The organism is Pseudomonas sp. A-RE-22 (genome assembly GCF_019956035.1).
GTDB classification, from domain to species: Bacteria; Pseudomonadota; Gammaproteobacteria; order Pseudomonadales; family Pseudomonadaceae; genus Aquipseudomonas; species Aquipseudomonas brassicacearum.
Genome location: NZ_JAHBCZ010000004.1, coordinates 115,468 through 135,219, shown reverse-complemented (window position 1 = coordinate 135,219; position 19,752 = coordinate 115,468). Strand labels below are relative to the sequence as shown.

General features: G+C 57.6%; 18 protein-coding genes and 1 pseudogene. 11 read left to right on the top strand and 8 right to left on the bottom strand.

What is annotated here, in order from left to right; all coding sequences use genetic code 11:
* Positions 1-449: 449 nt before the first annotated feature.
* On the top strand, positions 450-1,223 hold the full coding sequence (locus KGA89_RS02940; RefSeq protein ID WP_223470539.1) for a hypothetical protein: 774 nt from the start codon (positions 450-452) through the stop codon (positions 1,221-1,223).
* A 63-nt stretch (positions 1,224-1,286) separates the two neighbouring features.
* Here the strand turns inward: KGA89_RS02940 and KGA89_RS02935 are convergent.
* A pseudogene (locus KGA89_RS02935) lies at positions 1,287-1,480 on the bottom strand (IS4 family transposase); the annotation flags it as partial.
* Positions 1,481-1,555: 75 nt separating this feature from the next.
* On the opposite strand from KGA89_RS02935, the gene KGA89_RS30645 reads away from it, so the two are divergent.
* Complete coding sequence (locus tag KGA89_RS30645; protein ID WP_411740631.1) at positions 1,556-1,867, top strand: transposase; 312 nt, start codon at positions 1,556-1,558, stop codon at positions 1,865-1,867.
* Here KGA89_RS30645 and KGA89_RS02925 read toward each other — a convergent pair.
* Positions 1,758-2,429, bottom strand: a complete 672-nt coding sequence (locus KGA89_RS02925; RefSeq protein ID WP_223470537.1) for a M20 family metallopeptidase — start codon at positions 2,427-2,429, stop codon at positions 1,758-1,760. The two genes, KGA89_RS30645 and KGA89_RS02925, sit on opposite strands and share 110 nt — an antisense overlap.
* Positions 2,419-2,553, bottom strand: a complete 135-nt coding sequence (locus KGA89_RS30495; protein WP_263292770.1) for a hypothetical protein — start codon at positions 2,551-2,553, stop codon at positions 2,419-2,421. Before KGA89_RS30495 ends, KGA89_RS02925 begins: the two co-directional genes overlap by 11 nt.
* 255 nt (positions 2,554-2,808) lie before the next feature.
* Between KGA89_RS30495 and KGA89_RS02920 the strand changes: the two genes are divergently transcribed.
* The 3 genes from KGA89_RS02920 to KGA89_RS02910 all read left to right on the top strand — a co-directional run bounded on the left by KGA89_RS02920 (position 2,809) and on the right by KGA89_RS02910 (position 5,829).
* Positions 2,809-3,426, top strand: a complete 618-nt coding sequence (locus tag KGA89_RS02920; protein WP_223470535.1) for a TetR/AcrR family transcriptional regulator — start codon at positions 2,809-2,811, stop codon at positions 3,424-3,426.
* A 301-nt stretch (positions 3,427-3,727) separates the two neighbouring features.
* Positions 3,728-4,507 (top strand): thioesterase family protein, encoded by a 780-nt coding sequence (locus KGA89_RS02915; protein WP_223470533.1) that lies wholly within the window; start codon positions 3,728-3,730, stop codon positions 4,505-4,507.
* A gap of 50 nt (positions 4,508-4,557) precedes the next feature.
* On the top strand, positions 4,558-5,829 hold the full coding sequence (locus tag KGA89_RS02910) for an OmpP1/FadL family transporter (RefSeq protein ID WP_223470531.1): 1,272 nt from the start codon (positions 4,558-4,560) through the stop codon (positions 5,827-5,829).
* 67 nt (positions 5,830-5,896) lie between these two features.
* Here the strand turns inward: KGA89_RS02910 and KGA89_RS02905 are convergent, their stop codons facing one another.
* Both KGA89_RS02905 and KGA89_RS02900 read right to left on the bottom strand, forming a co-directional pair.
* Positions 5,897-6,682, bottom strand: coding sequence for an SDR family NAD(P)-dependent oxidoreductase (locus KGA89_RS02905; RefSeq protein WP_223470529.1), 786 nt, complete (start codon positions 6,680-6,682; stop codon positions 5,897-5,899).
* A 70-nt stretch (positions 6,683-6,752) separates the two neighbouring features.
* Positions 6,753-8,213, bottom strand: coding sequence for an efflux transporter outer membrane subunit (locus KGA89_RS02900; protein ID WP_223470528.1), 1,461 nt, complete (start codon positions 8,211-8,213; stop codon positions 6,753-6,755).
* A gap of 86 nt (positions 8,214-8,299) precedes the next feature.
* On the opposite strand from KGA89_RS02900, the gene KGA89_RS02895 reads away from it, so the two are divergent.
* The 4 genes from KGA89_RS02895 to fabF all read left to right on the top strand — a co-directional run bounded on the left by KGA89_RS02895 (position 8,300) and on the right by fabF (position 14,522).
* Positions 8,300-8,914 (top strand): TetR/AcrR family transcriptional regulator, encoded by a 615-nt coding sequence (locus KGA89_RS02895; protein ID WP_223470526.1) that lies wholly within the window; start codon positions 8,300-8,302, stop codon positions 8,912-8,914.
* Between the two features lie 72 nt (positions 8,915-8,986).
* A complete protein-coding gene (locus KGA89_RS02890; RefSeq protein WP_223470524.1) occupies positions 8,987-10,096 on the top strand; it encodes an efflux RND transporter periplasmic adaptor subunit in 1,110 nt (369 codons plus the stop codon).
* Positions 10,093-13,149, top strand: a complete 3,057-nt coding sequence (locus KGA89_RS02885) for an efflux RND transporter permease subunit (RefSeq protein ID WP_223470522.1) — start codon at positions 10,093-10,095, stop codon at positions 13,147-13,149. Before KGA89_RS02890 ends, KGA89_RS02885 begins: the two co-directional genes overlap by 4 nt.
* Positions 13,150-13,229: 80 nt before the next feature.
* Positions 13,230-14,522, top strand: coding sequence for a beta-ketoacyl-ACP synthase II (gene fabF / locus KGA89_RS02880; RefSeq protein WP_223470520.1), 1,293 nt, complete (start codon positions 13,230-13,232; stop codon positions 14,520-14,522).
* A 103-nt stretch (positions 14,523-14,625) separates the two neighbouring features.
* On the opposite strand, the gene KGA89_RS02875 is transcribed toward fabF, so the two are convergent.
* Positions 14,626-15,648 carry an AraC family transcriptional regulator gene (locus KGA89_RS02875; RefSeq protein WP_223470518.1) on the bottom strand — a complete coding sequence of 341 codons (1,023 nt, stop codon included), beginning with the start codon at positions 15,646-15,648 and terminating at the stop codon, positions 14,626-14,628.
* 142 nt (positions 15,649-15,790) lie between these two features.
* On the opposite strand from KGA89_RS02875, the gene KGA89_RS02870 reads away from it, so the two are divergent.
* A complete protein-coding gene (locus tag KGA89_RS02870) occupies positions 15,791-16,690 on the top strand; it encodes a fatty acid desaturase family protein (RefSeq protein WP_223470517.1) in 900 nt (299 codons plus the stop codon).
* 88 nt (positions 16,691-16,778) lie between these two features.
* Here the strand turns inward: KGA89_RS02870 and KGA89_RS02865 are convergent, their stop codons facing one another.
* Entirely contained in the window at positions 16,779-18,392 is a 1,614-nt protein-coding gene (locus tag KGA89_RS02865; RefSeq protein ID WP_223470515.1) for a GMC family oxidoreductase, read from the bottom strand.
* A 115-nt stretch (positions 18,393-18,507) separates the two neighbouring features.
* Between KGA89_RS02865 and KGA89_RS02860 the strand changes: the two genes are divergently transcribed.
* On the top strand, positions 18,508-18,654 hold the full coding sequence (locus tag KGA89_RS02860) for an aldehyde dehydrogenase family protein (RefSeq protein ID WP_223470544.1): 147 nt from the start codon (positions 18,508-18,510) through the stop codon (positions 18,652-18,654).
* Positions 18,655-18,914: 260 nt separating this feature from the next.
* Here the strand turns inward: KGA89_RS02860 and KGA89_RS02855 are convergent, their stop codons facing one another.
* Positions 18,915-19,604, bottom strand: coding sequence for a hypothetical protein (locus tag KGA89_RS02855; RefSeq protein WP_223470513.1), 690 nt, complete (start codon positions 19,602-19,604; stop codon positions 18,915-18,917).
* Between the last annotated feature and the right edge of the window lie 148 nt (positions 19,605-19,752).

The window sequence follows — 19,752 nt, the reverse complement described above, 5'->3', positions numbered from 1 at the left end:
GATCGAAGCGTGTCCAAAAAACTTTGTGCTATGTCTTGGGCTTACGCCGAAGGTGAGAGAGTTGATCTTCCAGCCCCTCTGATACTATTAGAGCTTTAAGTCTTATGTGTCCGTTGGCGAGGTAAGTAGTTGTTCTTCGGTATGTTTTGTTGACTAAGTGGAGGATCCGGTCTGTCGGAGTGATCGATTAGCGGTGGCGCAGTGTGTACGGCAAAAGTAACCTCGACCAATATCTCCACCTACGCCTGGTCTGTTTAATTTACCGTGAAGTAAGGCCCAAGCCGGGCCTGGCGGTTTGGCTGCTTGCGCAAAGGCTGCCCATGCCGCTGGGCCTGCGCCGGTTTTGTTCGTCCATTCATCGTGAAGCACTACAGTTTTTATGAGTGCTGCCGATAATAAATTTACTAGCCACGTTTTCAGGAATGGCTGATAACAGGGAGGACATTATCTTGGTCGGTTCAATTAATTCAAATGTGTTTTCTGGTTCGCAGGTTTCCCATGTGACGGCGAGCCAAAATGAATCGCTAACGAAAACTCAGGTGGCAACTGAAAGCGCTGATGTGGGTAGTCATAAAGATACCAGTCGCCTTTCTTCACTCTCTCTACAGTTGAGTGAAAGTGCCGCGCGTGCGGCGGCTAGAGATTCGAGTTTGAGCAGGAAAGAGCTTGGCGCGAAAGCGAATGAGCTTTTGAGCAAGATTTCCGGTGATGGTTATTTTGTCAACAAAAAAGCTAATGATGCTGAAGTGCCTGACACTCAGGACCCTGTGTTATTGGCTCGTGCGGCCAATGCAACGCAGTTTGTCAATGGCAGTGGTAAAAATCCATTTGCGGGTATGTCGAGCGATCAGCTCTCATTGATCATCTATGATGATAGTGGGAATTTTACGACTAATGAACGCCGCGCGGCGTGGAAAGAGTCATTCGATCAGGAATCTGCTTGGCGGCAGAAGGTTGTTGCCAATGCGATGGCGGAATATAACGGAACCGGGAAACTGACGAAATTCTTTACTGCAGCCCTTGAACACTATAAGGATCTGCCCGCTATTGAGCAGGCACAGTACCCTAATAGTTATGAGGCAAAGTTGCAGGGTTGGATAGCACTCGATTTCAACTACAAGACCCATACGGTTGAGGGAAAGGGTAGTCCTCAGGATGTAATGGACAAGGTCTTGAATCTCGACAAGCAACTGTTTGATGACGCTGGGGCAGATACGGTTTGAGTGCGGCACTCACCCAAGATTGAGCATGTCCAAACAAAATGCCCCGCATCGTCGTAATGCTGGTCACTTAAGCGGAGCAGTTTTATGATCCGCCGGAAACCGGGTCGTTGAAATCTTCACCGTCCTTGGCCCTAAGGTCTTGGACGGTGACCCAGAAATATCCCTCCAATCCTCGATCTTAACTCCGCCCAACGTCTGCCCATTGCTGATGTCGGATTCGCCGCCGCCATGACGATTAGCTGAGCGGCGATGTACCTTGATAGTAACCGTCCGCCCAGCACCCTCTCCTGACAGCCCTCCAAATTGGCCAAGATAGTGGACACCATTTTTTAGTGGACACTATCTTGGATACAGTTGCCCCAGCCCGTCGAGCGGGTCGTCGCCCCAACTTCCCGCTCGACTTTAAACGCCGAGTCGTCGAAGCCACCTTCCAGCCCGGCGCCTCCGTGTCGTTGATCGCTCGCGAACATGACGTCAACGCCAACCTGGTGTTTCGCTGGCGGCAACAGTATCAAGAAGGTGCATTCGGCCCTGTTAGTCAGCGTGCAACACTTTTGCCCGTTCAGATGATCGAGGCGCCGATGGATCTGGCGCAAGTCGCCCAACCTTGGACAGGTGGCGAGTGTCGCCGGTCAGTTCGATGACAAACATCAGCGAGCCAACATGTAGCGTCACAGCCTGCAAATCGGTCGGCTCGGAGTTGATGAAGTAATCAGCCTTCACACCTTGTTCGATGGCGGCAATGGTGCCGATGCCACCCTGCAGTTCGCCCACCACGTAAGTGAGGATCACATCACGTTTGAGTTTGATGCCGGCATCGATCAAGGTTTTCAGTGCGCAGAAATAAGCCGCATCGCCAGCCTTCATGTTGGACACGCCGATGCCGTAGATGAACTCGTCATCAATCTTTCCGGCCCAGGGGGCGACCGTCCAGCCTTCTGTTACCGGGTTGGTGTCCAGATGGCCGTTGAACAACAGGCTATGGCCGCCACCTTGACCTTTGAGGGTGCCGATGGCATTCAGACGCTCGCCGGGAACCGGCATCAGCTGCGCGTCCAGACCCAGTTCCTGCATCTGACCGGCCATGTATTCGGCGAGTTTGCGTTCTTCAGGGGTAGCGCTGTAGCTCTTGTGCTGCACCATGCGCGCGAGAAAATCCAGGCAGTACGCCTCGTCAATGCGGTCGAGCAGTGCTTCAGGCGTCATCAAGGGGCTCCAATTCATTCAAAGGCTGCGGCACTGCATCGAGCAGGGCGCGGGTATAGGGGTGACGGGCCTGGGCCGCCATGTCCACGGCCGGCAGAATCTCCAGCAGGTCGCCGCGGTACATCACGGCGATACGGTGGGCGATTTGCCGGATCAGGTTGAGGTCATGGGTGATGAACAGGTACGCGGTACCGTGTTGACGGCGTAGTTCACGAAATACGCTGAGACGTGAACTGGCTGTGTGTTCTCAACCACACCGGAACGCAGTAGGACGTCCAGCGAGGAGAAGCATGCATATCCTCGGAATAGCCTGTTTCTTGACGAAATTTAAAATCGGTCACAATTTGTCAACCGTCTTTGAGATGAGTAAGCTGTTTGCATGAACCAGCCAATACTAGCCCCTAGCGTCCGCGGCCCAGTGGACCATGACATTCGAGACCAGATTGTCGCGGCGGCCAATGAACACTTCAGTCAATATGGTTACGGCAAGACCACGGTGTCCGACCTGGCCAAGGCCATCGGGTTTTCCAAGGCTTACATCTACAAGTTTTTTGATTCCAAGCAAGCGATTGGTGAAGCCATTTGCAAAAATTGTCTGGCGCAAATCGTTGCAGCCGTGGAGAAGGCCATCAATGTCGATGGTATTTCGCCAACGGAATGCTTTAGACGTTTGGTCAAGACCCTAGTGATCACGGGCGCGGACTTGTTCTTCAATGACCGAAAGCTCTACGATATTGCCGCGTTCGCTGCCTCAGAGCGCTGGTCAAGTACAGAGGTCTATAACGCACAAATCAAAGACTTCGTATTACAAATTGTACGGGAGGGGCGAGAACTCGGTGAGTTCGAGCGCAGAACGCCCTTGGACGAGACGGTAGATTCGATACATCTGGCACTACGGCCTTTCGTCAATCCTTTGCTGTTGCAGTACAACCTCGATCTCATTGAGGATGCCCCCACCCTCACTTCCAACCTCATCTTGCGTAGCCTCATGCCCTGAGCTTCGGCTTAGGACTGCATGTGCTTCCAATGTAGCGACGCATTGCCTCCTGCGATTTCCCCCCCCATCAATGATAGGTTTTCATTTACCTAGGTCGTGACGATTGACACATATGGTCACATGAATAAATATGGCGCTTCTGTTCTTAAGATATCGCCATGATTCGACTGCGCCGCAGACCTCCGTTTTTCTCCAGGTCAGATCTTTACCCGCCCCATTCAGCAGTTTCGACTGTGCTGGGAGCGACGCTGGTGTGCTGTTTCGTGGAGATCGCTATCAGCCAGCTCAGGGAGCGCTGAATATGACCAGCTTTGCTCAGTTGCTGCAGCAATTCGATCCGGATTCACCTTTTATTGCTCCACCCAACTGGTTACAGGGGCGTACGGTCTTTGGCGGCCTGTCCGCGGCGCTATCGCTGCAAGCGGTTTTGCGTGAGTGTCCGACCGGTTACCCACCGTTCAAGTCCGCCCAGGTTTCGGTTATAGGCCCTGTTACACAGGCCCAGACATTCGAGGCTAGCGTGTTGCGTCAAGGGCGATCAGTCACCTCGGTAGCGGTCGACTGCATGTCGGGCGATGACCTTGCGCTGCGCACAACGCTGTTATTCGCCCAACCGCGTGCGAGCAAAATCACCCACGACTCATGGGGAAGACCGCTTGTAGAGGGGCCATCCCGATACCCTACGCTTGCTCTGGATCGCAACGTCGCACCGGCTTGCGCTTATAACTTCGAAATTCGCGCGGCGGGCGGCTCACTGCCCGTATCTGGCGCTGAAAGTCCCGAACTATTGATGTGGGTGCGCCACTTGGATGCGCAGGGCGTAGACCCAGCCGTCGCCTTGATTGCACTGGCTGACAGTTTGCCGCCGGCCGCCATGACCTGCTTCACCGAGCCCGCCGCCATCAGCTCTGCGTCCTGGATGATTGATCTGCCACAGCCGGCCGTTGTTGGCGAATGGTTCCTTATCAGTTCTTTCAGTCTGCAGGCTCTGGAAGGTTACTCATTGCAAGATATGGAGATCTGGGACGAGAGCGGTCGGCGAGTGCTTTGGGCACGCCAGACCGTGGCAATTTTCACATAACACAACCAACTGTTCCATTCACTTCAGCTGCTGTTTCAAGAGTTCTAATAATGAAAAAAATATTGCTCAAGACCCCGCTAGGCCTCGCTGTTGCGCTCGCCACTTCTCATGTACTTGCGAGCGGTTTCGCTCTGAATGAACAAAGCATCAGCGGGATGGGATCCGGATTTGCCGGGCGCTCGTCCTCTGCTGAAGATGCGAGCACCGTTTTTGGTAATCCGGCGGGCATGTCTCGCTTGAAAGGGGAGCAGGTCAGTTTGGGGGTGGCGACGCTTTTCGCGAAGTCCGACATCAGCCAAACCCGCAGTACCTTTGGGGGCCAGGAAGACGGCGACATGGTGCCAACCACCACGGTGCCGATGGGTTACTACGTCAAACCCATTGATGAGCATTGGGCATTCGGTGTTGGTTTTTATGTGCCGTTCGGCTTGATTACCGATTATGGCAGTGACTTTGCCGGGCGTTATTACGGCAACAAAAGTGAGGTCAAGACCCTCACGTTTCAGCCCACCATCAGTTATGCCTTCAACGACACCGTGTCGATCGGTTTTGGGCCTACGATCAACCGCATCAGCGGTGAGATAACCGGCATGGTGCCCAATCCACTCAGCCCAGGTCGCAATGATGGAAAACTCAAAAGCAACGGCGACGATACGGCACTTGGTTTCAACGCCGGTATCCTGGTGCAGGCGACGGATCGAACCCGTCTGGGATTGACTTACCATTCCAAGGTTAGTTACCACTTGGATGCCAAGACCAAGGTCACCAACGGCATCTTTAGCTTGTTAGGTGTCAGCGGCGAGAGCTATGACGCTTCGCTGGATGTGGATACCCCGGAATCGGTGGATTTTTCGGTGACCCATCAGCTCAACGATGACTGGACCCTGTACGCGGGCAGTACCTGGACACGCTGGAGTCGTTTCAAGGAGCTGACCATCGAGAACAAGGGCTTGCCGCCGTTATTGAGCGGCTCTCTGGGGACCATTACCGAGGAGCAGGACTGGCATGATACCTGGGCTCACGCGATTGGTGCGTCGTATCGGTTGAATAACCAGTGGGTGCTGCGCACAGGCTTGTCGGTCGACCAGTCGCCCGCCAACAACACTAATCGTGGCCCCCGTATTCCTACAGGCGACCGGACAGTTATCAGCTTCGGTGCAGGCTGGACACCCGTGGACAATGTCACAGTTGATGTCGCTTATTCCTATCTGTGGGAAGAGAGCGTGCGGGTCAACGATGCGTCGGCAACCCGGGGAGCCTACAGCTCCAAGTACAAAAACAGTGCGAGTGGTTTTGGTACTTCCGTCAGCTATCGCTTCTGATCGAGTGCCGCTTTACCGGCCGGGAGTGTAGGCTGACTCCCGGCTTCCAGAGCACTTCGCCGTCCTTTCAGGCGCCCATGATGCGTGCCATGAGACCTTGGTGAAACCGACGCGGTGTGGCCCAGGTCAGGACGGTCATCGCCTTGTTGCCAAAGCCCGGCACGACACTCAATCGTCCGGCTTGCAGCGCTCGAATGCCAGCGCGGACTACGGGTTGTGGTTGCATCATGACCATTTTCAAGGCTGGCGTAATCGTTTGCCGGGCGCTTTGCGCAAACCCGGTATCCGACATCCCCGGACAAAGTGCCGTCACGATGACGCCGTCGCTTTTGAGTTCACGATGCAATGCGTCAGAGAAGCGCAGCACGTAAGCTTTGGCGGCAGAGTAAACGGCAAAATTCTTCACGCCTTGAAAAGACAGCAGGCTGGCGACCATCAGGATGTGTCCACGCTTGCGGGCTCGCATGTCTGCCGCGAAGACGTGAGTCAGGGCCGTCAGACTGGCGATATCCAGATCGATAATGGCCAGGGAACGGTCCAGGGGCTGATCCAGAAAAGGCCCTTGCAACCCATGTCCCGCATTGTTGATGAGCACATCGACCACTATTTGGCGCTCGCTCAGCCGCTTATGCAGTTCGATGACCGCGGGGATCGACGACAGGTCTACTTGCTCGACGATCACCTCAACGGCGAACTGTTCGCGCAACTGCGCTGATAACGCTTCGAGCTTATCCAGTCTGCGTGCTACCAGGACCAGCGATTTCCCCTGCGCGGCATATTGTCGGGCAAACTCCTCGCCAAATCCGCTCGACGCGCCCGTGATGAGTACCCAGGAGTTTTCGTTCGATTTCATATCGCTATTCTCTGTTTGTTGTAACTAAAGAGGAGGGCGCGCGCAGACCGTGCTGCATCACCTGCTCAAGTCATCGAGTTGCCACGGGTTCGGCTTCAGGAGGTTGCCAGCCGCCACCGAGCGCCCTGAATGCCGCAACCGCCGCCCGTGCCGATTCCGTTCGCGCCTGCGCCCGGGCGTCGGAGGCCTGTAGAAGGGTTTCGTCGGCATTCAGGACATCGATCAGGCTGGCCGTGCCTTTCTGATAGGCAATGAACGACGATTGACGAGCCTGGGTCAGCGAAGCTTCACCCCGGGTGAGGGTGGTGGTCTGGGTCTCTCGATTCACCAGCGCGGAGAATGCGTTCTCGACGTCCTCGGTGGCACGCAGCACGGACTGGCGGTAAGCGGCCAGGGCCTCGGCTTCTTGTCCCTTGGCTTGATCGATTTGCGCGTTGATGCGGCCAAAGTCGAAGAGTCTCCAGCGCAGACCCAGTGCGCCCGCCGATTGGCTGGCGCCCCCGGTGAAAAGGTTGCCGGCGGATACGGCTGTGGCGCTGCCCAGCAATGCGCTGAGGGAGAATTTCGGGTAGTACTCAGCAACGGCCTCCCCGATGCGTGCATTGGAGGCCGCCAGGCGGCGCTCCGCCACGATGAGGTCCGGCCTGCGGCGCAGCAGATCGGCCGGTGTTCCCGTAGCCTTGATCTGCGGCGCGAGAGGAATGCTCCCCGCACTTGCCAGTTGTGTGCGATGGGTGCCGGGCGGCTTGCCGAGCATGATATCCAGTGCGTTCATCGCAGCATCCAGGCCGGTCTGCAGAACGGGCACTGTCGCTTGGACCTGTGCCAAGGCTCCCTCGGTCTGGCGAACCTGATAGCTAGCGGCGAGGCCCTTGCTGTAGAGCAGTTGGACCTTCTCCAGCAGTTCCTGCTGCGTTTTGACCTGTTGGTTCGCAATGTCCAGCCGCGCCTGCAGTCCGCGAACAGTGATGTAGATGTCGGCGGTCTGCGCCGCAACAGCCAGGCGTGTGGCTGCGGCACCTGCTTCAGAAGCCTGGTACTCGGCCAGTGCCGCCTCGCGTCCACGCCGCAGACCGCCAAAGAGGTCGACCTCCCAGCTGGCATCGAGGTTGAGCTCGTAGGCACTTCCATACCGATCATAGCCAGGCGTTGAATTCAGCACTTGGCCGAGTGGGGTCTCGACTGACGGGTAGGAGCGCGCGGCTTGGCCACTGATATTGCCCGAGGGCAGCAAAGCGGCATTGGCCGCACCCAGCCCCGCCCGAGCCTGCGCGACTCGCGCCGACGCCTGCGCCAGGTCCAGATTCTGCTCAAGCGCCTTGGCCACGAATTCGGTTAGCGCCGGATCATCAAAGCCTTCCCACCAGTTTACGAGACTGGCCGGCATCGCCGCGGGCCGCTGTTCGACAACGGGCTGACCCAGGAAGCGGTCCGAAAGCGGAGCGTCCGGACGGTGATAGTCCGGACCAACCGCGCAGCCGGCCATCAGGCTGGCGCTCACCAAAAGAGCTACGGGGCGGAAGGAAGGCATTGAGGTTCCTTGAATCGAAAATGATTTGTGACTATATTACCGTATGGTCACTCGTTGTCAATTGACGCTCATGAGCTAAGTTCAAAATGACTGAACACATACAGGCACCCCACTTGCGTGGTCCTTCGGAGCACAGCGTCCGCGATCAGATCGTTGAGTCGGCAACCGGGCACTTCGGGCGCTACGGTTATGGAAAAACCACGGTATCCAATCTCGCCAGGTCCATTGGTTTCTCCAAGGCCTATATCTACAAGTTCTTCGATTCCAAGCAGGCGATCGGCGAGGTGATCTGCGCGAACCGACTCGCCACTGTCATGGAGATCGTCGATGCTATGGTTTCGGATGCGCCGACGGCCTCTGAGAAGCTAAGAGGCTTATTTCGTGGGCTGATAGAGGCTGGCAGTGATCTGTTCTTCTATGATCGAAAGCTCTACGACATTGCCGCGGTTGCCGCGCGGGAGCGGTGGCCGTCGGTGAGGCTCCATGAGGAGCGCTTACGAGAGGTCATCACGCAAATCATTCTGGCGGGGCGAGAGGCTGGGGAATTCGAGCGAAAAACGCCGCTTGATGAGGTGGTTGGCGCCATCTATCTGGTGATGTGTCCTTACATCAATCCGGGCCAGCTGCAATACAATCTGGACGGGATGCGGAAGGCGTCGATGCATTTGACTGCGTTGATATTGCGCAGCTTGGCGCCCTGAAGGTGACTATTGACAATAATGGTCACAAGTCTAAGAATGTGACTCCTGTCCTATTTATAAGTAAGGGAACCTATGCGCCGGCTTCGACCTGTCCCCCTCGCCGCTTGCTTGTTGCCGCTCATCCTGACGGCGTGTGGTGATCCTTCCGCTGCCAAAGATCCGCGCACGCTCGCCCCATTGGTGAGGGTCTCCGAAGTTCAGGATTCGTCCGATCTCTCGCGTTCATTCACCGGCGTCGTGGCGGCTCGCGTCCAGAGTGACCTGGGTTTCCGAGTGTCGGGCAAGGTGCTTGAGCGTCTGGTCGATACCGGTCAGGCCGTTAAGCGTGGTCAGCCGCTCATGCGTCTCGACCCCATTGACCTGGGGTTGCAAGCACGAGCGCAGCAAGAAGCTGTCGCTGCCGCCAAAGCCCGAGCCAAACAGACCGCGGATGACGAGGCTCGCTATCGCGACCTGGTTGCCGCCGGTGCCATTTCCGCCTCGGGCTACGACCAAATCAAAGCCGCAGCCGATACCGCTAAGGCGCAACTGAGCGCCGCGCAAGCCCAGGCTGACGTGGCCCGTAATGCGTCGGGCTATGCCGTGTTGCTCGCGGATGCCGACGGTGTTGTGATGGAGACGCTCGCCGAGCCAGGGCAGGTAGTCAGCCCCGGGCAAATCGTAATTCGACTGGCGCGGGCTGGGCAGCGCGAAGCCATCGTGCAGTTGCCAGAGACGTTGCGTCCGGCCACAGGCTCTACCGCGCAGGCGACACTTTATGGCAACACCTCGGGGGCGGTTACGGCGAAGCTGAGGCTGCTTTCCGACTCGGCGGATCGTGTGACGCGCACCTTTGAGGCGCGGTATGTATTGGAGGGTGGGCTGGCCAATGCGCCGCTGGGTTCGACCGTCACCCTTCGCATCGCCGAAGGTTCCGCGCAAGGGCCGGTCCTGCAGGTGCCGATCGCTGCCATCTATGACCCGGGCAAGGGAACTGGTGTGTGGATCATTGCCGGCGAACCGGCGAAAGTCAGCTGGCGACCTGTTCAGGTCCTGAGTTTGAGCGACGACGCTGCCCGAGTTGCAGGTGATCTCAAGGTTGGCGAGCGTATTGTCGGGCTGGGCGCGCATCTACTGCGCGATGGCGAGGAAGTGCGGCTGAGCCAACCGGGTGATGTGAAGGTTGCCGGGGGCCGTCAATGAGCCTCAATTTATCGGCACTCGCCGTTCGCGAGCGCTCCATTACTGTGTTCCTGATCTTCCTGATTGCCGTCGCGGGGACCTTGGCGTTCTTCCAGTTGGGGCGTGCCGAGGACCCGCCGTTCACAGTCAAGCAGTTGACCGTCATCACGGCATGGCCAGGCGCGACCGCCCAGGAGATGCAGGACCAGGTCGCCGAGCCGCTTGAAAAGCGCCTGCAAGAACTGAAGTGGTACGACCGCACGGACACCTACACCCGTCCGGGCCTGGCCTTCACCATGGTGTCGCTGGTCGATCGCACACCACCTTCGCAAGTGCAGGAGGAGTTCTATCAGGCACGCAAGAAGCTCCAGGACGAAGCACTCAAGTTGCCGGCGGGCGTGATTGGGCCGATGGTCAACGACGAGTTTGCCGATGTGACGTTCGCGCTTTTCGCCCTGAAAGCCAAAGGCGAGCCACAGCGCTTGCTGGTGCGCGATGCTGAAGCGTTGCGCCAGCGCCTGTTGCACGTGGCAGGTGTGAAGAAGGTCAACATAATCGGCGAGCAGGCCGAACGCATCTTTGTTTCCTTCTCCCATGACCGACTGGCCACTTTGGGCGTCTCGCCCCAGGATATCTTCGCCGCGCTGAACAGCCAGAACCTACTCACACCCGCTGGCTCGATCGAAACCAACGGGCCACAAGTCGTCCTGCGGGTGGACGGCGCCTTCGATAAATTGGCGAAAATTCGTGACACCCCCCTTGCGATTCAGGGCCGCACGCTCAAGCTCTCGGACGTCGCGACAGTCGAGCGCGGATATGAAGACCCGGCCACCTTCCTGGTGCGCAATAACGGCGAAGAGGCCTTGTTGCTGGGGGTCATCATGCGAGAGGGTTGGAACGGCCTGGACCTGGGCAAGGCCCTGGACGCGGAGACGGCCAAGATCAATGAAGGCATGCCACTGGGCATGACGTTGACCAAGGTCACCGATCAAGCCGTGAACATTGACTCGGCCGTCGGTGAGTTCATGGTCAAGTTTTTTGTCGCGCTGCTGGTTGTAATGCTCGTTTGCTTTCTCAGCATGGGCTGGCGTGTAGGCGTTGTGGTCGCAGCCGCCGTACCGTTGACACTGGCGATAGTGTTTGTGGTGATGGCGGCCACTGGAAAGAACTTTGACCGCATCACCCTGGGTTCGCTGATCCTGGCGCTTGGGCTGTTGGTGGACGACGCCATCATTGCTATCGAGATGATGGTGGTGAAGATGGAGGAGGGCTACGACCGGATCAAGGCCTCCGCCTATGCCTGGAGCCACACCGCTGCGCCGATGCTGTCCGGTACGCTGGTGACAGCGATTGGCTTCATGCCCAACGGCTTTGCGCAGTCGACCGCCGGCGAATACACCAGCAACATGTTCTGGATCGTCGGCATCGCCCTGATCGCCTCCTGGGTCGTCGCTGTGGCTTTTACCCCTTATCTTGGAGTGAAGCTATTGCCGGAAATCAAGCAGGTCGAGGGCGGTCACGCGGCCATCTACAACACCCGTCATTACAATCGCTTTCGCCAGATCTTGACCCGCGTCATTGCGCGCAAATGGTGGGTGGCCGGCACCGTGATCGCGACATTTATCGTGGCGATTCTCGGCATGAGCCTGGTTAAGAAACAGTTCTTTCCAACATCAGACCGTCCCGAGGTGATGGTCGAGGTGCAGATGCCCTATGGCACCTCCATCGAGCAGACCAGCGCCGCCACGGCCAAGGTCGAGGCCTGGTTGCAAAAACAGGATGAGTCAAAAATCGTCACGGCCTACATCGGCCAAGGCGCGCCACGGTTCTACCTGGCGATGGCGCCGGAACTGCCCGATCCTTCGTTCGCCAAGATCGTGGTGTTGACCGAGAACCAGGAAGCGCGCGAGACCCTCAAGTTCCGTCTCCGTGAGGCGGCTGCCGAGGGGCTCGCCCCAGAGGCGCGTATCCGGGTGACGCAACTGGTGTTCGGTCCGTATTCGCCATTTCCGGTTGCCTACCGGGTGATGGGGCCTGACCCGTCGAAATTGCGCGAGATCGCGGACCAGGTCCAGGGTGTCATGCAGGCGAGCCCGCTGATGCGGACCGTCAATACCGACTGGGGGACGCTGACGCCGACGTTGCATTTCAGCCTGGACCAGGATCGTTTGCAGGCGGTGGGCCTGACGTCAAATACCGTCGCGCAGCAATTGCAGTTCCTGCTCGCTGGGGTACCGATCACTGCGGTTCGCGAGGACATCCGCTCAGTGCAGGTGGTCGGTCGTGCTGCCGGTGACATCCGGCTCGATCCGGCCAGGATAGAAGGCTTTACCCTGGTAGGTGCGGCAGGGCAGCGCATTCCGCTGTCCCAGGTCGGAGAGGTTGATGTGCGCATGGAGGAGCCGATCCTGCGGCGACGTGATCGCACGCCAACCATCACCGTGCGCGGCGACATTGCCGAAGACCAGCAGCCGCCAGACGTATCGAGCGCGGTCATCAAGCAATTGCAGCCGATCATCGACAGCCTCCCTGACGGCTACCGGATCGAGCAGGCGGGCGCTATCGAGGAGTCGGGCAAGGCCGGCAAGGCGATCGTGCCGCTGGTCCCGATCATGGTGGCCCTGACCCTGCTGATCATCATTGTCCAGGTGCGTTCGATCTCGGCCATGATGATGGTGTTCTTCACTGCGCCACTGGGATTGATTGGCGTGGTGCCAACCCTGCTGATCTTCCACCAGCCTTTTGGGATCAACGCCCTGGTCGGCCTGATCGCACTCTCGGGCATCTTGATGCGCAACACGTTGATCCTGATCGGGCAGATCCATCACAACAAACAGGAAGGGCTGGAGCCGTTCCACGCGGTCATCGAAGCCACAGTACAACGGGCCCGCCCCGTGTTGCTGACGGCGCTGGCGGCCATCCTGGCGTTCATCCCCCTGACACACTCGGTCTTCTGGGGGACGCTGGCCTACACGCTGATCGGCGGCACGTTCGTCGGCACTATCATGACACTGGTGTTCCTGCCGGCGATGTATTCCATCTGGTTCAAGATCCGTCCTGACCATCCCGCTTAAACTGAAACAGCGAGGCTGGTGTAAGCAAACGAGCGCTGACTGCTTCTATTGCGCGTCGACTGAGAAATGAAGAGGTTCTTATGAATACTGCCGAAGGTCAAAAGCGAATTGTTGTCACGGGCGTTGGTATTGTTGGCCCCCTGGGCTGCGGCGTTGAAGAAGTCTGGCAGAGGTTGCTGGCCGGACGCTCCGGCATTCGTATCCTGCCTGGCGATATCACCGAGGGTACCGGTGTGGCGGTGGGCGGCCAGGTGCCGTCGCTGGAGGAAGACGCCAGCGCCGGTTATGACCCGGAGCGGGTCATTTCGGTCAAGGATCGCAAGAAAATGGATCGCTTCATTGAGTTCGCCCTGGTAGCCGCCGACGAAGCCCTGGCCCAGGCCAACTGGCATCCGACTGAAGCGGCCGACCAGGAGCGGACCGCCACGATTATCTCGTCGGGCGTGGGTGGCTTTGGCGCGATTGCCGATGCCGTACGCACCACCGACGCCCGCGGCCCGCGACGCTTGTCACCGTTCACGGCACCGGCCTTTCTGGCCAACATGGCGGCGGGGCACGTTTCCATCCGCCACGGTTTCAAGGGGCCGCTCGGCGCGCCGGTAACCGCGTGCGCAGCAGGGGTGCAGGCCATCGGCGATGCGGCCAGGTTGATCAGGTGCGGTGAGGCTGATATCGCCTTGTGCGGCGGTACCGAAGCGGCGATAGACCGCGTGACCCTGGGTTGCTTCGCGGCGGCTCGCGCGCTGTCCACGGGATTTGCCGAGCGCCCGCAGGAAGCATCGCGTCCCTTCGACCGTGATCGCGACGGTTTCGTCATGGCCGAGGGCGCCGGCGTGCTGGTGATCGAATCGCTGGAACATGCCCTGGCACGCGGGGCCAAGCCCTTGGCGGAACTGGTCGGCTACGGCACCAGTGCCGATGCCTACCACCTGACGGCAGGCCCTGAAGACGGTAATGGCGCACGGCGTGCCATGGAGCAAGCGCTGCGCCAAGCCGCTGTCAGCCCTGCCGACGTGCAGCACATCAATGCCCACGCGACCTCCACTCAGGTCGGCGATAGCGGGGAACTGGCCGCCATTCGCTCGGTGTTCGGCACTGACTCCGGTGTGGCGATAACCTCTACCAAATCCGCTACCGGGCACCTGCTGGGCGCGGCCGGGGGCATTGAGGCCATCTTCGCGGTGCTGGCGCTGCGTGACCAGGTCGTACCGCCCACGCTGAACCTGCATCATCCCGATGAGGCCGCAGACGGGCTTGATCTGGTTGCCCTGAATGCCCGGAAGATGCCGATCACCCACGCGCTCTCAAATGGATTCGGGTTCGGCGGCGTCAACGCCAGCGTCCTATTCCGCCGCTGGGATGCTAAACACTGAGTGTAAAACTCAAGTGACCGGCTTATGGCTGACGGTCGGTTGTTTTTGCACGACAGGCCGTCATGCAAGCCGACCGCTGGAGTTAGGAATTCCTGATTTGCGCTCACCGCTTTGAGACTTTCCGATACTCGTTCGGTGACTGTCCAAACCAGCGCCGAAACGCACGCGCGAAGGCTGTAGAATCAGCGTAGCCAAGCTGAAACGCTAGATCTTCCTGCTTCATCTCAGTATTTTCCAACAGTTGCCCAGCGAGTTGTTTACGCTCCGCCTCGACGAGTTTTCGGAAGGTAGTGCCTTCCTCTGTCAGCCTGCGATGCAGGCTGCGCGGGGCCATCGCCAGCTGATTCGCAACATCTTCAAGGGAGGCTGTCAGCCCCGTTGCCCCCAAGAGAAATTGTCGGACCTGGCCGGTGACGCCGCCGACTTGTCGTCTCTCCAGTTGCGTGCGGCACTGCTCTTCCAACAGTCGGACCAGATGTAGGTCGTACATCGGCAGAGGCAACTCCGCATCTTGCCGGCGCAGCACGATGGCGTTGCGCGAACATCCATAGTGTGGCGCGATGCCGCTGAGTGCTTCGATCCGGTCCGCGTGCGCCGGCGGCCTGCCCTGGAATTCGAGCCGCAGCACGTGCAATCCCGACAACGCGAGCTCGTCGAACAGGCGAATGCTTGTCGCCATGTCCCGTTCCAGCAGGAATTGCCGCAGGTGGTGCGGGATCGCTGAGGCGTCGACGCGGGTGCCGTATTCGTGCTGCTCGCAGAAGATCTCCAATCGGCAGTAGGCGGTGCTAAGCGGCAGGTAGCGCAGCGCGCACTGAACGGCCTCGCGCACATTGCGACTGGTTCGCAGCGCAAATCCCCAGAGGCCGAAAGTCGCTACGTTGTATTGCAGGCCGAGCTCGAAGCCCAGTGCGGGAACGTCCGGCAAAGCGAGCATCAGGTTTTCAATCAGACGCATCTCCTGCTCGCGTGTGATCAGGGCGTCCGGGTCCCGCAGCTGCGCTTCGATGATGCCGGTACCCAGCAGGCAGGTCTGCGCATCGACGCCGTAGCGCGCAGCGAAATTCACCATCACCTGACTGATGGCGACGGGGTGCTTGAAGCTCGCGTGCTTTGGTATGCCCATGCCGGAATCTTCTGAAACAACGGTGTGTACGGCCTGGCCATAAATGCATGGCGAAAGGCCCCCCATGTCCTACTAAAGCTACGTGACTACCCGCTAAGGTTGCGCAAATACCAAACAATAAGAACGTCCCGGGAGGACGACCATGGATCCGGATCTCAACGCGCTGAATAGGCAGGCCGTCGCCACGGCACGCGAATACACCACTGAACTGGCCTGGCCGACGATGGCACTGGTGTTACTGGTGTGGACATCGCTTATTGGGGACTTTTACCTGTTCGCGATAGGCCAGTTGTCCCTGACAACTGCAATACTGATCTATGCCGTCGTCACGTACATGTCCTATACACCCCTGCATGAGGCCGTGCATGGCAACATTCATGGTGATCATGATCGACTGCAGTGGCTCAATGATCTTTGTGGGTACCTGGTCGCGCCTTTGATGATGGTGCCGTTCTCTACTCACAAGGTCGAGCATTTCACCCATCATCGCTACACCAACCAGCCGGACAAGGATCCGGACTACGTGGTTAACGGCATGAGCGGTGGATTTCTCGCCTTCCTGGTTTGCGGATTCCGTTTTCTGTGGGTCCAGAACAGCTTCTTGTTCCGCGACTATTGGTCGACAGCTCCGCTGCGGATAAAGGCAGCCTACATCGCGGAAGTGCTGTTCGCGGTCGGCTGGCGGGTCGCGCTCATTACGCTCGTGGAGCGAGAACATACCTGGGCGTTGCTGGTGTTCGGCTACTTGGCCGGTGGATACTTCGTCGCGTACTGGTTCGCCTATCGCCCCCACGTGCCGTACAAGGACTCCTCTCGTTACCGGAACACCAACAGCCTGATCATGCCCGGATGGATGAAACCGTTGGAGTGGTTCTGGCTCGGCCAGAACCTGCACTCCGTGCACCACCTGTTCCCGCGGGTGCCGTTCTATCGCTACCACGCACTGCATCGCCGTATCGAGCCGATCATGCGTGCTCACGGTACACCTATGATCGGCGCTTTCAATCGACACAATATCGAAGCCGCGCGGCGTCCCAAGTAGCGGGTGTGAGCCTGTGAGGCGACGACCTCACAGGCTGTCAATGTGCTAAAGGAATATAAAAAAGGCCGGCTCAGACTCTGTAGTTGTTTTAGTCTCCATGTCGATATTCCTCCTGCTGGATAAACATCGCCGCACGGACGCCAATCATTGCGCAAGGCACTTGGGTGTTTCCCGAAATGAGTGTGGGCATCACTGAAGCATCCGCAACTCTCAGTCCTGCGATGCCTCGCAGCCGTAGCTGTGGATCTAGCGGAGCAGAAGGATCACTGCCCATCCGGCAGGTTCCAACCGGATGATAAATAGTGTCAGCATGAAGTCTAATCGCCGCACGCAGCTCTTCGCCTTCGAGTCTCTCTAATCCGTGAAGCGACCTGCCGGAGTACTTGCTCATTGACGGTGCCAAGAGCAGTTTTCGGGCAATACGGATTCCGTCGACTAACGTTTGCAGATCCTCTGGTTCCGACAGATAGTGGGGGTCGATCAGTGGTGGATGGCGGGGATCGGCCGATTGTAGCCTTACTAGTCCCCGACTTTTTGGTCTGAGGCCACAGATGTGCACTGAAAAGCCACGTTTGGCGTGCATACGTCGGCCATGCTCATCAACTATCCCCACACAGAAATGGAACTGAACATCTGGTCGAGAGGTCTCTGGCCGAGTTGATACAAAAGCGCCGGCCTCTGCTACGTTAGTTGAAAGCAGTCCGGCACGTCTCTTCAAATAAGATAAAAGCCCCATTAATAGTTGGGGCAATAACGAAGGAACAAGGCCCAGAAGACCTTTGTCATCAACAGCTCGGGAAATGGTGATATCCACGTGATCTTGCAAATTCTTACCGACTTCGGGACAGTCTTTATGAACCCTTATGCCTAAACTGTGAAGGTGATCTGCGGGCCCAATGCCAGAAAGCATCAGCAGCTGAGGCGTACCGTATACACCTGCGCAAAGCACGACTTCACGACGTGTACTAAAACGACGTCCATCAGCCAATTCGACACCTGTCGCTCGCCCTTCTACGATCAAAACTCGAGTCACCTGTACACCCGTCAATATCTTGAGATTTTGCGGCTGTGGCTTGAGAAAGGCTTGAGCAGCGTTGAATCGCTGGCCGTTATGCTGAGTGACTTGATAAAGGCCGACGCCAGCTTGATGGGCGCCATTGAAATCTGCGTTGAATTCGATCCCCGACTCGACGCCTGCGGCCACGAATGCTTGAGTGCACGAACTAGGTATTTCGAGATCTGCGACTTTCCAAGGGCCACTGTCACCATGCCACGTGTTTGCACCACGCGTATTGCATTCCATCTCTTTGAAGATGGGCAGCACCTGATTCCATCCCCAGCCGTCTGCCCCGTTTTTCTCCCAACTGTCATAGTCCTCTGACTGACCGCGGAGATAGATCATGGCGTTGATAAGGCTTGATCCTCCCAATCCTCTCCCTCGGGGCTGCAGACCACGTTTACCGTTCAATCCTGGCTGCGGGACCGTTCGAAAAGCGTAATTATGACGGTTTCGCCAAGGTACGAGTGCCGCGACCGCAATGGGCATGCGAGAAAGCCAGCTTGCTTTCGCGGGGCCTGTCTCCAGGAGCGCAATCTGCCTCTCCGGAAATGCAGCAGCCAGCCGAGCTGCGCATGCACTGCCTGCTGGGCCGCCTCCTACGACCAAATAATCATACGATCTCGTATCTTCAGAGCAGGGCATGGCGCCTCCTTATTTTTATTATGAGAGGTCTTTGTTATACCTATGTTTAAAAATAGTGTAAATGCTCTAATCTTGGCTGGCGGTGCCTGGCGGGCCGCTGACGTCCATCACGCCGATGGCATTGCCCAAGCTTGCGCCGACACTGGCAGCCGGTTGTACGGTCGTGCTCAAGCCTTCTGAAGATGCCTCGCTGACGGCGCTGATCCTGGCTGATGGTCGGTACCTTCAATCGACGCAATGTCGAAGCCACGCGGCGTCCTGAGTAGTAGGGAATGTGACACAACCTTCGGAAGTATGAGTGCGCGATTGTAGAAATGGGAGGTCAAAAAGAATCATTGAGTTGCCGCAACCCGCTGCGGGCGAATCTGCTTTTCCATTTCTGCCAACGACCATTGCATCATCGAACTAACGAATTAAAGCTCACCGATATCGTCATCCCAAGTGAGCTCTAGTTTCTAAGAAATTCCTCAGCAAGGTATGTTGCCGGGAGAGTTACAAGCAATGTCCGGGATGGTCTTTGTTTTAAAACGGTGGGCTGAGTGAACGAGATCTTCTTGCTCCCGCAGCAGAGTTTAACCAGAGCAGAATTGCTGCGAGAGAGGCGGCGGCTGTCAGCGTCAGCCACATGATCACCAGCAGGGTGAATGTGACACTATTGTTGAACTCACGAAAAATGCCGAAGGCAAAAGCTGTGTACCAAGACACACCCGAAACTGCACCTGATGCGAGAAATAAGGTGGCTCTTCTACGGGACACTCCAAAGAGCAGGGGGCGGCTCACGTCGCGTAGTGCTTCTGGCAACACAAACGCGTGAATGATTATTCCATTGATGGTCAGGACGCTCACCACAATTACCTTCGCCCAGAGTTTGGGATTTTCAAGTTTTTCCGGCGACTCCATCGCGTAAAGGGCGAGAAAGCCGAGGCCTGAGAGCCACAGGAGGCATAGTCCAAGAGTGACCGCGTCGCTGATGAAGTGAAAGGTGCGTCCGATTTCCACGGGAAGGCTACCCCTACGCATCCAACGCAAAATCCAGAGGTCTAGCATCGTCGCCCCGCCGAGGCCGAAGCACATACCGAGCAGGTGTATACCTACAAGGAGTGTCAGAACCTTTAGTTGTGGGAGCGGATCAGGCAATGGAACGCTGAGCGCAATTGTGTCCGCGAGTAAGTGACCACTGCTGGAGAGCGCAAGTAGGCCGCCGAAAATCATGAGAGACGTTCGTATGTTCATTGATTACGACCATAGACCAGCGTTCTTATTTGAACGCGTGCGCAGTTTATTTTCTGGAGAATAAGGTCCTTGAATTCTCGACGTTATGGATATGAGTGATCGCCGCGACAGAAAATTAAAGTGTGCT